This window comes from Actinoplanes philippinensis, from assembly GCF_900113015.1.
GTDB lineage: Bacteria > Actinomycetota > Actinomycetes > Mycobacteriales > Micromonosporaceae > Actinoplanes > Actinoplanes philippinensis.
Genome location: NZ_FONV01000006.1, coordinates 431,828 through 444,983, shown reverse-complemented (window position 1 = coordinate 444,983; position 13,156 = coordinate 431,828). Strand labels below are relative to the sequence as shown.

Here is a 13,156-nt window from a genome sequence, read left to right as displayed (position 1 = left end):
TCAGGTCCCGGCACGGTTGCCGGTGGGGATCGTGATCGGGGTGTACGTCGGGGACGTCCCGTTGTTGAGGAACAGCATCGCCAGCCCGCGGATGAACTGGTCGAACAGCGAGAACGTGGTCGGGATGATCGGGGACAGGCCCTCACGGAACGCCACATACGCCGGCCAGCCGACCTCGATGACCGTGCGGGAGGCGTAGTCGCGGGGCAGCCTCAGCCAGTCGCCGACCCTGTCACCGAGCAGGTAACGGGCGAACTCGCGCTGGAATCCGCGGGTGACCCCCAGATCGACGGCGGACGTCAGGTTGAGCAGGATGTCGGCCAGGTCGATGCCCTCCGGGGTCGGCGCCATCAGCGGCGTCAGCGCATACGCCGACTGCGCCTTCGCGGCCGCCCACGTCGCCGGGATGAAGTCGTCGCGCACGCCCAGCAGATGCAGCGCCACCTGCCACATGTGCAGGAAGGCCTCCTCCTCGGCGGCTGACATGCGAATACCCCAGGACTTCAACTTCCCGTGTACGAACGTGCCGAGACTGTGGAACGTGATCAGGATGTCGCCGTTGCTGATCGGGATGAAGTCCTGGTCGTCGGTGACCGCCCGCCAGTGCGACGACTGGGGCAGGAGGTGCCGGACCGCGGCGTGGGTCAAGCGCGTCTTGTTCGACGTGACGACGAAGTGGCCGGTCGGCTTGAACGCGTCGAGGGCGCTCAGGTCGTACCCATAGGTGAAGGTTTTGGCGGCTCTTGATTTCATCACCGCGCCGCCCTCGGACCAGTAGACGTTGCGGGCCTCGCGGGGGATGACCGTGCTCATGATGCCGCTGCCGAGGCCGTAGAGCAGGAACAGATACATGCTCATGCGCTTGTTGAACTGGGCGGCCCGGTCGAGTTTCGCCTGGTCCGCCCAGGACGGCAGCCGGTTGTGGGTCTGCAGCCAGGCGGTCAGCGCGGCCGGGACGCCGCCGGGCAGCGCGTCACCGTTGTTCACCCACGTCTCGAAGGCGGTGTTGACGGCCGGGATCTGCCCGTTCTGCAGGAGCGAGGCGAGCAGCGGGTCGGTCGCGTCGTCCCACACACCCCACGGGTCGGTGATCGTGTCGGTCCCGGCGATCGAGCCCGCCGACGACCATGCCCACGCCGGGGACGGTGCCGCCACGCCGGCCAGTCCGAGCGCGGCACCCAGAGTGAGAACGCCTCTTCTGCTGAGATTTTGCATTCGCTTACCCACTTCCCGGAGGGTGGCAATTGCTGGGCTACTGGCATGTTTCAACGGTCGCCGGTATGTGATTTCCCATTAACATAGCGACCCCGGCATCCATCGGCAAGACTGGATGTCGGGGTCGTTGGGGCGCGGTACGGGCATAGCCGTGCCGACGGGTCCGGGCCGTACCGTGGTGGCCATGCTGTGGTGGCCGAACCGCCCGCCCACGCCTCACCGCACCGGCGGCGCCCATCCTGGCCAGACTGCCCGCTCGCGCCTCATCGCACCGGCGGCGCAAATCCTGGTCGAACGACCCGCCCACGCCTCACCGCACCGGCAGCGCCCACCCTGGTCGAACGACCCGCCCATGCCGCCCGGAAACAAGGTCGCCAACTCCGGCCAGCCAGCCCCGCCGAATCTGGCCACCCGGCCCGGCCACGGTTGATCGCAGCCGAGCCGCCCCTCCGGCCCCGCTGCCTCGACCCGCTGGCGCGGCTCGGTCCGGCCCACCCGGCCCCGCTGCCTCGACCCGCTGGCGCGGCTCGGTCCGGCCCACCCGGCCCCGCTGCCTCGACCCGCTGGCGCGGCTCGGTCCGGCCCACCCGGCCCCGCTGCCTCGACCCGCTGGCGCGGCTCGGTCCGGCCCACCCGGCCCCGCTGCCTCGACCCGCTGGCGCGGCTCGGTCCGGCCCACCCGGCCCCGCTGCCTCGACCCGCTGGCGCGGCTCGGTCCGGCCCACCCGGCCCCGCTGCCTCGACCCGCTGGCGCGGCTCGGCCCGGCCCACCCGGCCCCGCTGCCTCGACCCGCTTGCGCGGCCCGGCTCCGCCCGCACGGCCCGGCCGGGGGCCGGGTGCTGCCCTTGCGGGGAGGCGTGGCCGGGCTGGGGTTGGCGGCGCTGTCGCTTGGGGGGCGTGGCCGTCTGGGAGGCGTGGCCGCTTGCGAGGTCCCGCCGTGGGTCGGGGTGAGCGGCTCTGTTGCGGTGCGGTCAGGTCAGCGGGACAGGGCTGGGGTTGTCGAGCGGCGCAACGTCGTCGCGGCCACGGTGGCGATCGCCAGCAGGGCCAGGACCGTGATCATGGCGGCGCGCAGCCCGTAGTGCTCGCCGAGGAAGCCCAGCGCCGGCGGCCCCACCAGGAACGCGACATAACCGGCGGTGGCGACCAGCGACACCCGGGCGGTCGGGTTGTCGCCCGAATCGCCGGCGGCCGACAGCGCGACCGGGAAACCGAGCGCCGAACCCAGACCCCAGAGCAGCACCGCGGCGCCCGCCACGATCTGGTTGTCGACGAAGACGACCAGGGCCACGCCGATCGCGCCGATCACCGCGCTGGCGGCCAGGACGGTGGCCCGGCCGTACCGGTCGAGGAACCGGTTGCCGGTGAACCGGCCGATCGTCATGGCGGCGGCGAACACCACGTACACACCTGAGCCGAGCGCCGGGTCGACGCCGTGACCGTCCACCATGATCAGCGGCAGCCAGTCGTTCGCGGCGCCCTCGGCCAGCGCCATGGCCAGCACGATCGTGCCGATCAGCAGCAGCACCGGGTCGCGCCAGACCGGCCCGCCCCCGGACTCGGCACGGGCCTGCCGCCCCACACCGGACGGCAGACGGCTCGCGGCGATCAACGCCACCGGGACGCTGACCAGGCCGATCGCGAGCAGATGCCAGAGCACCGGGACCTCGGCCGCGGTGAGGACCATGCCGATGACCGCTCCGACGACCGTGCCGAAGCTGAAGAACCCGTGCATGGTCGGCAGCACCGGGCGCCCGAGAAGACGCTCGACGTCGGCGCCCTCGATGTTCATCGCGACCTCGCCGCCGCCCATGCCGATGCCGAACAGGAACAACCCCGCCGCGACGAACGGACTCTGATGCAGGGCGGCGCCCACCCCGATGACCGGGATGCTCAGCGTGGTCGCGACGATCCCGACGGTCGCCACCGGCCGCGTGCCGAAGCGGGTGACCAGCGTGCCCGAGCCGAGGATGCCGATCATCGAACCGACCGAGATGCCGAACAGGATCAGCCCCATCTCGGCGGTCGACGCGGCGAGCAGGTCACGGATGTCGGGGGTGCGCGTCACCCACGACGAGATGCCGAGGCCCGGCAGGAAGAAGAGGGCGAAGAGAGCGGTTCGGCGGCGGGCGGTGCTGTGGTCCATGATTAACCCTTCTGAGTGTGTACGAACGTACACACATCTGTGGGCTCCCTAGAATGGGCCGAACCGCCGGGCGAGGAGGATCACATGGGCGGACCGCGCAAGGTCGCCAACGATCCACTACGCAAGCAGCGCATTCTCGACGCGACGCTGGCCGTCATCGCCGAGCACGGGGTGCACGGCACCACCCACCGCCGGATCGCCGCCGAGGCCGGGGTGCCGCTCGGCTCGCTCACCTACCATTTCGGTTCGCTGGGCGACATCATCGAGCAGGCGTTCGCCCGGATGGCCGAGTCGATGTCCGAGCGCTACCACGCGGCCCTGACGGCGGCCCCCGACGAGCCGGCCGCTTGCGCCGCGGTGACCGACCTGATCTGCGGCGACGAGTACGCGACACCCCGCGAGCTGGTCCTGCTGCACGAGATGTACGCCTACGCCAACCACAACACCACCGTCGCCGAGAGCCTCCGCCAATGGTTGCGCCGAAGCCGAGCCAGCCTGGCCCGGCATTTCTCCGAGCCGGCATGCCGAGCCATCGACGCGCTGATCGAGGGCTGGCCCATGCACCAGGCCTGGGAGCGCGAGCCCCTGAACCGAGACCTCGTCCGCGCCACGATCACCGCCGTCGCCGACCGCCTCCGCTGACCGCCGCCCTGTCTGGGGCGCCGTGGCCGGCCGCCTCGGCCGACGACCGCCGTGGCTGAGTCGCCTCCGCTGACCGCCTCGGTTGACTGCCGCCGTGGCTGGGGCGTCGTGGCCGGCCGCCTCGGCTGACCGCCGCCGTGGCTGGGGCGTCGTGGCCGGCCGCCTCCGCTGGCCGCCGCCGTGGCTTGGGGCGCCGTCGCCGGCCGCCTCCGCTGGCCGCCGCCGTGGCTTGGGGCGCCGTCGCCGACCGCCTCCGCTGGCCGCCGCCGTGGCTTGGGGCGCCGTCGCCGACCGCCTCCGCTGACCGCCGCCGTGGCTTGGGGCGCCGTCGCCGACCGCCTCCGCTGGCCGCCGCCGTGGCTTGGGGCGCCGTCGCCGACCGCCTCCGCTGGCCGCCGCCCTGTCTGGGGCGTCGTGGCTGGCCGCCTCGGCCGACTACCGCCGTGGCTGAGTCGCCTCCGCTGACCGCCTCGGCCGACTACCCGCTGTCTGGGGCGTCGTGGCCGGCCGCCTCCGCTGACCACCGCCCTGTCTGGGCCGCTTCGGCTGACCGCCTCCGCTCGCCGCAGTCGTCGCTGGCTCGCGCCTCCTACCGCAGCGTCGTCAAGTGGGCTGTCAGCGCGCCGGCCAGCAACTGGTGGTCGTGAGCTGACGGATGCCAGTCGCAGCCCTGCAGGTCGAGGCCCAAGGCGTCGTTGTCGTAGTGCAGTGCGGTGATCCGGTGGTCGCCGTCGGCGGTGCGCTCGGCGACCACCTGCTGGACCGAGTCGGCCAGCGCTGTGGTGTTCCACAGCGACGGATAGGTCAGCACGATCTGGGTGCGGTGGCCGTACTGCTGCCGGATCTTGTCGAGGAAAGCGAGGTAGGCGGCCCGGAAGTCGGCGGCGAGTGCCGCCTCGTCGGGCCACCGCTCGCCCGGGTGCACCGGCGTGGAGAAGTCGTTGATGCCCAGCCCGATCACCACGGTTTGCGGTCGCCAGGTCGCGGGGCGGTCCCAGCCGGACTCGTCGGCGGCCTGCAGGGCGCGGTCGTAGTAGGTGCGGTAGTCGACGGTCGGGTTGCCGCCGTCGTAGTTGCGCACCAGGCCCATGCCGGACCAGGCGTTGAGCTGGTAGTCGGCGCCCAGCGCGCGGGCGGTGAGCGCGCCGAAGGACTGGTCGGCGTTGGTGTTGCGGTCGATGCCGGTGGCGCTGCAGTCGCGGTTCGTCGACGTGTTGCCGTAGCCGGCCGTCCAGGAGTCGCCGATGAACTCGATCTGCCGGCTGCGCGCGGCCGGTCTGCCCAGCAGGTCGCCGGTGAATCCGCCGAACTGGCCCGGGGTCCACGGGCTCTCGGTCCGCTTGGCGAGCCGCACCGTGTGCGTCCCGGGGCGCAGGTCACGGATCCAGTGGGTGGTACGACCCGGCGTGACGAGCGTGGCCGCGGCCTTGCCGTCGATCTGCACGTCGTAGTCGTTGACGGCGTCGTCGAGCACGATGCCGACGCTGGTGCCCCGGAAGCGGCCCTCGAAGTAGACGCCCGGCCAGGTATACCGCACGCCGGCGCCGCGGTCGTCGAGCCGGCCGACGGTGTGCACGCCGGTGAGCGCGCGAGTGTGCGGGGCGACGGCCCGGCCGGTGACCGGCGAGATCTTGCCGGCGCAGAGGCCTCGCTCGCGCAGGTCGGCGGCGATCCGTGGAATGGCCGCCACCGTGTTCGGCGGCCAGTCGTGCAGCAGGATGACGTCGCCGTCACCGAGTCGGCCGACGGCCGCGACGATCTCGTCGACCGAGGCGTTGTCCCAGTCCTTCGCGTCGACGTCGGCGTTGATCTCGGTGAGGCCGAACCGCCGCTCGACCGCGCGCAAGGCGTCGTTCGTGTCCAGATACGGCGGGCGGAACAGGGCCGGTGTCACGCCGGTGACCTGGCGGATCACCTCCTGCGTGCGGGAGATCTGGGCGGCCTGCTCGGCTTCCGGCAGCTGCGTCATGAACGGGTGGTCCCAGCTGTGGTTGCCGATCCACATGCCGGCCGCGACCTGTGACCTGGCGAGCGCCGGGTTGGCCTCGACGTTCTTGCCGGTGTTGAACATGGTGGCCCGCAGCCCCGCCTGCCGCAGCGCGTCGAGCAGGGCCGTGGTGTTGCCGGGAGTCGGCCCGTCGTCGAAGGTGAGCCCGACATATCCGGCACAGGCCCGGCCCGCGGTGGCGGGGGTCGGAGCGACGATGACCAGTGCGGTGGCGGCGATGAGGACGGCGAGGTGCTTCATCGACTTCCCTCCTGGGAGCGCTCCCGGTTAGACCGCCGTCGATGTTATCGCAAACTGGCCGGGACTGGTCGACTCGCCGGAACCGTGGTCCGCCGACGCCGAGCCGCCGTCCACCGTTTCTCCACGAGCGCGCACACCGCGGCCAGGGTCATCCCGATCAGCAGCCCGCACGCTGTCCCGAGAAGCGGCGAGTGGGAGAACGCCATCCCGCCCAGCCGGCCCAGCCCGATCACGTAGATCGCCCAGCCGAGGCTCGCGAGAGCGCTGTAGAGCGAGAACCGGCCCACCGGCATCCGCACCGAACCCGACATCATGCCGGTGGCCGTCCGCCCATACGGCAGAAACCGTCCGACCAGGATCGTCACCGCCCCGTAGCGCCGCAGCGCCCGCTCCGCCCGCTGCCGTGCGGCGGCCAGCTTGCCGCTGCTCATCCGGCTGCCCGCCTTGCGCCCGAGCACACAGGACACCCGGTCGCCGGCGACGCCACCGGCCACCACGACCGCCATGAGAGACAGGAGATGCGGCGAGCCGGTCGCCGACAGGGCGCCCAGGCTGATCACGACCGTCTCGGACGGCACGATCGGGAAGAACCCGTCGACCGTCACGGCCACGAAGACGATCACGTAGAGCCACGGTGAGCAGATCAGTGGCATCAGGTGATCCATCATGCGTCGTCGTCCTCCCCGTTGAGCCTGTCCTTGACCGTACGGGTCCCGGAGAAGCCACTGAATGGTGCCACCACGCCGCCACTGGTGGGGTTAGCACTACCCTCGCCCATGGGATACGCCCACAGGGGGCGCACAGTTCGACGCCGGAGGATCTTGACCGCCGCCGCTACCCTCGCCGGAATGACGACCCGGACCGCGCTGCGAGTCACCCGTGCGGCGATACTCCTGGTGATCGCGGCCGGTTTCCTGTGGAGCCTCTGTTTCGCCTGGCTGTACCTCTTCGGTGACGAGGGAGCGACGCCCCCGGACTGGCGGATCCCCGCGGTGCCGGCCGGCGCGACCGTCGTCGAGGAGGGTGTGCAGTGCGCGTCCGGCGGCTGCTGGTGGGGCCTCACCGTGAAACCGGCGCCCGGGCAGACCCCCGAGGAGTTGCGGCGCCGGATGGGCCTGGAGGCGGAGGAGAGGCTGGGGCCGACCCTCACCGATCCGGGGTACGTGGTCCGCGGCGCCCACATCCGGCAGGGCAGCGTCGTGGTCTACGTGAGTTACGCCTGACGGCTCACCAGCGGGGCGTCGCGTGAGATCTCCCGGAAGCCGACGCTGTGATAGAGGCCGCGGGCCCGCGGATGACCCGGCGCGCCCAGGCAGGCGACCGTCGCGTGGGTGGCGCCCAGCGACCGCACCCGCCGCATGCCGTACAACAGCATCGCCCTCGCCAGACCCTGCCGCCGGAAGCCCGGATGGGTGCCGACCGGCTCGAACTCCGCCGTACGGTTCACCTCGTCCAGCCACATGATCGTCGACGAGGCCATCGTCGAGTCCGGCGCCTCCACCAGAAGATGCAGGTCACCGCGATACCCGGCGGTCTGGCGAACCCCCTGGAAGCCCTCCGCCGTGAACGTCGACGGCGCCCACGCGTCCACATGCGCCCGTACCGCCGCCTCCGGCCCGGCCTCGTCGGCGGTGCGGAACCGGAAACCCGGCGGCAGCACCGGCTCCGCCACGTCGACCAGGTCACGCTGGTTGAGCTGGGTCCAGAAGCCGGTGTCACCCAGCGACGAGGGATCCGTCTCGTAGCCGTGCGCCGCCCACTGCTTCAACGCGAGCTCGTCGGCGGCCGTCGGCACCACGGTCCGCTCCAGGCCGGCGGCGACCTGTCCGTACCACTCGATGATCTCGTCGATCAGATCGGCGTGATCGGGGTGGATCTGATAGACCAGGTTCGCGTTGGTGACGTCCTTCGATCGGCCGTCGCTGCGAAACACCCGATGGGGGAGCTGCGCCCAGCCCCACGCCACCAGCCGCCCACCGGCGAACCACAGGCGGCGCGGCCAGGTCGCCCCGTGAGCGGCATGGCTCTTGCCCCAGTTCCAGGCCAGTTCGCCGTACGTCGCCTCGGCATTGACCAGGTGTGGATGGGTCGCGGTGACACGCTGGGCCAGACCCTGCATGAGCTGCACGTCCGCGGCCGTCAGAAGGTCGAGGTTCGTCATGGTGCGCGCCACTGTGTCAGAAATCGGCCCGGTCGTCGAGTCGATATCGTGGCCCTGTCGGCGGCTCTCCATGAACGGCTCATCGGCGAACTCCACCGCCGTCCCGGTCTCCACAGTTGCATTGGGCAGGGGCCGGGAGGTTGTCACCGGGCGCCGCACGGCATCGACGAGGCTCGGCTTCCCCGGCCGGCCATCGAGGGCTCCGAGTCCGGCTCGAGGTCACCCGCGGCCCGGCTTGCGGCCGGGGCCGCAGCCCGAACCCGGTGAGCCTGGTCAGCACAGTAGGCGCGGCTCACGGCAGGTCCCGCGCCGACCGGTCGTTTTCGATCAGGCCGAGCTGGTGGCGCAAGGCCGCGTCAACACGGTCCCGATCACCGGTGGCCAGCAGATCCAGCAGGCAGCCACGAAGCGCGGCCAGAACCGCGGTCCGCACGGCGGCGCCTTGCGCGGTGTCCCGCTCCGGTTGCGGCTGGTGCGCCGCGAGCAGCGCGAGCCAGTCCGTCACGGTCGATGCGGCGAATCCCGCCCAGGCGCCGTCGGGTTCGATCAGCGACCGGGTGTACGCCTCCGCCCACAGCCGCAGCAGCGGGCGGTGCCGGGGTTCGCGCAACCAGAGCCAGATCTGCTCGGCCGCCGTCGTCAGGCCGGCCGGCGGGCCTGCTTCCCCGAGGCTGCCGAGGACGGCCAGCTCATCGACGCGCGCTCGCGCCAGAAGGGCTTTGACCAGCCCGTCCTTGCTGCCGAACAGGTAGATCAGCACGCGCGGACTGGATCCGATCGCCGCCGCCAGCGGTCGCAGCGAGAGATCGGCCAGCCCATGCTCGAGCGCATATCGATAGGCCGCCTCCAGAAGTTCCACCTGTCGGACGGAAGGGCTGGGCGGTTCTTCGCTCATCGGGCTAGCCTACAGTTCACTGAAACAGTCGTTTCAGTGAACTCGGAGGGTCACATGACGTCAACGAAGCAACCGCACATCGAAATCCGCCGAGCCGACCGTCCCGGCGACCTCGGCTGGGTCGTGATGGCCCATGGCGAGGTCTACGACGAGCAGTTCGGCTGGAACACCGACTTCGAGACCCTGGTGGCCCGCATCGTCGCCGATTACGCCACCGACCACGACCCCAGCCGCGAGGCCGCCTGGATCGCCGAGGTCGACGGCGTCCGCGCGGGCAGCATCTTCCTGGTCGCCGGCGACGAGCCGGCGGTGGCGAAGCTCCGCATCCTGCTGGTCACGCCGGCCGCCCGAGGCCTCGGCCTGGGAACCCGCCTGGTCGACGAGTGCCTGGCCTTCGCCCGCCGTGCCGGTTACCGAACGGTCACTCTGTGGACCAACGACAACCTCACCTCCGCCCGCAAGATCTATCAGTCATACGGATTCACCCTGGTCGAGGAGAACCCGCACCGAAGCTTCGGCCACGACCTGGTGGGCCAGACCTGGACTCTCGACCTCGCCTGACCCGGTCGCGCCGCTGCCATCTCTCCTCGCCAATGTCACCACCGACGGGTCCGGATCAGCTCGTGATCGCCTCCTGTGTCGCGGCCCAGGCGGCCAGCAACTGCAGCCCGTCGCTGGACGAGGTGCCCGGCTCGGCAGAGTAGGTGACGATGGTCAGGTCGCGCTCGCCGGACAGCTCCAGCCCCTCGTAGGTGAGCTCCAGGTCGCCGACACCCGGATGCCGGAACCGTTTGACGCCGTGACGGTGCACGAACACGTCCTGAGCCGCCCACCAGGTGCGGAAGTTGTCACTGCGCATTGACAGCTCGCCGATCAGGTTCATCAGCTGCTGGTCGTGCGGGTGCTGTGCCGCCGCGATGTGCAGGGCGCCCACCGCCGACCGCGCCATCTGCGCCCACTCGGGATAGAACGCCTGCGCCTGCGGGGCGAGAAACGTGAACCGCATCGTGTTGACCGGCTGCGCCGGCGCGCCCGCGAACATCGGCGCATACAGTGCCCGCCCGAGCGGGTTGACGGCCAGGATGTCGAACCGGAAGTCTCGTAGAATCGCCGGCATCCCGGTCATCGCGTCGAGCAGGCGACGGACCGCCGGCCTGATCTCCGGGGCACCGCTGCGGCGCGATCGTGGTCGGGCCGGCCGTGCCCCGGCTGCTCGAGCCAGATGCCGCAGATGGGCGCTCTCGGTCTCGTCGAGCTGCAGCGCACGGGAGACGGCGTCGAGGACGCTGTCGGAGACTCCGGTCAGGTTGCCGCGCTCCAGCCGGATGTAATACTCCACGCTCACACCGGCCAGGGCGGCGACCTCACCACGGCGGAGCCCCGCCACGCGACGGCTGCCATAAGCCGGGATGCCGGCCCGCTCGGGACTGATCTTCGCCCGGCGGGAAGTGAGGAACGCGCGGACCTCGCTGCGGTTGTCCATGCCCATGAGCCGAGGTTATGCCGCCCGCAGGCCCGGAGGGTGGCCCTGCTTTTACCCCTATCAACAGAGCCTCCCTCACGGCCGGGCCGGGACGGGAGATCCGGCCAGGGCAGGAGAGGAACCCCCGGGCGGGATGCGACCGAGGCCGGAGACGAGCAACGGTGCGGGATCGGGCGCGGGCCGGGGAGACGCGGCGAAAGCGCGTCCGGAACCGGAGACGAGGCCGGGTCAGGCGACGCGCTGGCCCGCGGCGGTTGCGGCTGTCGCGGAAGGGTTGTCGGGGGCCGGGGTTGCTCCGCGCCAGCGTTGGCCGGCGCGGTAGGCGAGGGCTCGGGCTCCGTGCAGGAGCCCGGTGGGACGCAGATCGGGGGAGGCATTGCGTATCGGGTCGAAGGCCAGGGCCGCGTCGGTGTCCGCGGGTAGCAGGTCGCCGAGATGAAGTCGGCCGACCGTTTCCACGTTGCCGGACCGGATGACGTGCAGGAGGAGTTCGGCGGGGTGGCGGCCGACCTGGTCGATGTCGGTTCCGACCGGAGTGCCCTCCGGATCGGGGCCGGCGGCCAGGTAGAGGCGGCGCGAGGCCCGGTAGGGGGCGATCGAGCCGTAGACGGCATCGAACGTGCGGCGGGGCATCGGCAGGCGACGGCCCAGACGGCCGTGGCCGACGGTGGACAGGAGGAGATCGGTGGGGCGGTCCGGTCCGGGGACACGGATGGCGAGGCCGCGCACATCGGCCCGGGCGCGGCGGGTTCCGGCGCCCTTCGAGACGCGGACGATGACCGCGTGACGTGCCGGGTGGTCGAGGAGGTCGGAGCCGGTCGGCTCGAGGCAGCCCCACACGTGGAGTTCGCCGTTCATCGAGCGGCCGACCGGATGGAGAGCCCGCTGCCTGCGCGAGCGTGCCACCCGGAGGCCGACGGCAACGGCGATCCCGGCTCCGGCGAGCGGTGCGAGTCTCATGACCCGCCTACTTCCCCACGACGGTCGAATGATGCCGGGCAGAACAGACGATCTTCAGGCGTGGACGGTCCCGACGACCTGGGCGAGGGCAGCGCCGTTCGTCCGGGGAGGGCAGCGCCGTTCGTCCGGCGGGGGCAGCGCCGCTCGTCCGCCGGAGGCAGCAGTGGCGAAGGCGGGAGGTGACGGGCGAACCCGGGTGCGCTTACGCGTGGCAGGTCCACGCCGAGCCGGCCTGGCCCTGGAACGATTGACAGACGGCGGGGCACACCGTGAGATGTGGCGAGAGCGTGGTGCCCGCCGAGAAGGCGAATCGAACGCGACAAGGCGCGCCCCGATGCGAGGGAGCGCGCCCATGACGTGGCTAGCGGAGCGTGTTGATGTCGATCACGAAGCGGTAGCGGACGTCGGATTTGAGGACTCGGTCGTAGGCCTCGTTCACCTCGTCGGCGGGGATGACCTCCACCTGTGGGGCGATGCCGTGGTCGGCGCAGAAGCCGAGCATCTCCTGGGTTTCGGCGATGCCACCGATGCTGGAGCCTGCGAACGAGCGACGGGCCCCGAACAGGGCGAACACCTGGACCGGCAACGGCTCCGGCGGGGCGCCGACGGCTACGAGAGTGCCGTCGAGGCGGAGCAGTCGCAGGTAGGCGCCCATGTCGATCGGGGCGCTCACCGTGTTGATGATCAGGTCGAAGGTGTTGGCCAGATCCTTGAAGGTGGCCGGGTCGCTGGTGGCGTGGTAGTGCCTGGCGCCGAAGGCCAGGCCGTCGTCCTTCTTGCCGAGGGTCTGCGACAGGACAGTGACCTCGGCGCCCATCGCGGCGGCGATCTTCACGGCCATGTGACCCAGGCCGCCCATGCCGACCACAGCGACGTTGCGGCCCGGACCGGCCTTCCAGTGGGCGAGCGGCGAGTATGTGGTGATGCCGGCGCACAGCAGCGGGGCGGCCGTCTCGTACGGGATGGACTCCGGCACCCGGAGCACGAAATCCTCGTCGACGACGATGTGGGTGGAGTAGCCGCCCTGGGTGACGGTGCCGTCCCGGTCGGTTCCGGCGTAGGTGCCGACGTTGCCGTTGAGGCAGTACTGCTCCTGGCCGGCCTTGCAGTTGTCGCACTCGCGGCACGAGTTGACCATGCAGCCGACGCCGACCCGGTCGCCGACGCTGTGCCGGGTCACCTCGGCGCCGACCTCGGTGACTTCGCCGACGATCTCGTGGCCCACGGTCAGCGGGTAGGGCACCTTGCCCCACTCGCCGCGCACCGTGTGAATGTCGGAGTGGCAGATGCCCGCGTAGCGGATCTCGATCAGAACATCACGGGGGCCCACGGCACGCCGCTCGATGGTGCTGCGGACGAGCGGATCGGTGGCCGAGGGCGCGGCGATGGCGTTGACGGTAGCGAT

Annotated in this window: 12 protein-coding genes; 3 read left to right on the top strand and 9 right to left on the bottom strand. The window is 71.3% G+C overall.

The annotated features are described in order from the left end of the window. Both BM290_RS18290 and BM290_RS18285 read right to left on the bottom strand, forming a co-directional pair. Window positions 1-1,227 (bottom strand): oxygenase MpaB family protein, encoded by a 1,227-nt coding sequence (locus BM290_RS18290; RefSeq protein WP_239143466.1) that lies wholly within the window; start codon window positions 1,225-1,227, stop codon window positions 1-3. A 965-nt stretch (window positions 1,228-2,192) separates the two neighbouring features. Continuing rightward, window positions 2,193-3,362 (bottom strand): MFS transporter, encoded by a 1,170-nt coding sequence (locus tag BM290_RS18285; RefSeq protein WP_093615517.1) that lies wholly within the window; start codon window positions 3,360-3,362, stop codon window positions 2,193-2,195. 84 nt (window positions 3,363-3,446) lie between these two features. Between BM290_RS18285 and BM290_RS18280 the strand changes: the two genes are divergently transcribed. Beyond that, window positions 3,447-4,004 (top strand): TetR/AcrR family transcriptional regulator, encoded by a 558-nt coding sequence (locus BM290_RS18280; protein ID WP_093615515.1) that lies wholly within the window; start codon window positions 3,447-3,449, stop codon window positions 4,002-4,004. A gap of 589 nt (window positions 4,005-4,593) precedes the next feature. Here the strand turns inward: BM290_RS18280 and BM290_RS18275 are convergent. Beyond that, window positions 4,594-6,252, bottom strand: coding sequence for a polysaccharide deacetylase family protein (locus BM290_RS18275; RefSeq protein ID WP_093615513.1), 1,659 nt, complete (start codon window positions 6,250-6,252; stop codon window positions 4,594-4,596). A gap of 44 nt (window positions 6,253-6,296) precedes the next feature. Continuing rightward, window positions 6,297-6,905, bottom strand: a complete 609-nt coding sequence (locus BM290_RS18270; protein WP_203779240.1) for a DedA family protein — start codon at window positions 6,903-6,905, stop codon at window positions 6,297-6,299. A gap of 195 nt (window positions 6,906-7,100) precedes the next feature. On the opposite strand from BM290_RS18270, the gene BM290_RS18265 reads away from it, so the two are divergent. Beyond that, the gene (locus BM290_RS18265) at window positions 7,101-7,475 is read left to right on the top strand and encodes a hypothetical protein (RefSeq protein WP_093615509.1); all 375 of its coding nucleotides are present in this window, start codon (window positions 7,101-7,103) and stop codon (window positions 7,473-7,475) included. Here the strand turns inward: BM290_RS18265 and BM290_RS49810 are convergent. Together BM290_RS49810 and BM290_RS18255 are read right to left on the bottom strand one after the other, a co-directional pair. Beyond that, window positions 7,466-8,413: a GNAT family N-acetyltransferase gene (locus tag BM290_RS49810; protein ID WP_093615783.1), complete on the bottom strand. Its 948-nt coding sequence runs from the start codon at window positions 8,411-8,413 to the stop codon at window positions 7,466-7,468. The genes BM290_RS18265 and BM290_RS49810 overlap by 10 nt on opposite strands. A gap of 292 nt (window positions 8,414-8,705) precedes the next feature. Next, complete coding sequence (locus BM290_RS18255; RefSeq protein ID WP_093615507.1) at window positions 8,706-9,308, bottom strand: TetR/AcrR family transcriptional regulator; 603 nt, start codon at window positions 9,306-9,308, stop codon at window positions 8,706-8,708. A gap of 54 nt (window positions 9,309-9,362) precedes the next feature. Between BM290_RS18255 and BM290_RS18250 the strand changes: the two genes are divergently transcribed. After that, complete coding sequence (locus BM290_RS18250; protein ID WP_093615505.1) at window positions 9,363-9,869, top strand: GNAT family N-acetyltransferase; 507 nt, start codon at window positions 9,363-9,365, stop codon at window positions 9,867-9,869. 55 nt (window positions 9,870-9,924) lie between these two features. On the opposite strand, the gene BM290_RS18245 is transcribed toward BM290_RS18250, so the two are convergent. From BM290_RS18245 to BM290_RS18235, 3 genes are all read right to left on the bottom strand, one after another. Next, complete coding sequence (locus BM290_RS18245) at window positions 9,925-10,797, bottom strand: helix-turn-helix transcriptional regulator (RefSeq protein ID WP_307837930.1); 873 nt, start codon at window positions 10,795-10,797, stop codon at window positions 9,925-9,927. A gap of 222 nt (window positions 10,798-11,019) precedes the next feature. Further along, window positions 11,020-11,751: a hypothetical protein gene (locus tag BM290_RS18240; protein WP_093615503.1), complete on the bottom strand. Its 732-nt coding sequence runs from the start codon at window positions 11,749-11,751 to the stop codon at window positions 11,020-11,022. 361 nt (window positions 11,752-12,112) lie between these two features. After that, window positions 12,113-13,156 carry an NAD(P)-dependent alcohol dehydrogenase gene (locus BM290_RS18235; protein WP_093615500.1) on the bottom strand — a complete coding sequence of 348 codons (1,044 nt, stop codon included), beginning with the start codon at window positions 13,154-13,156 and terminating at the stop codon, window positions 12,113-12,115.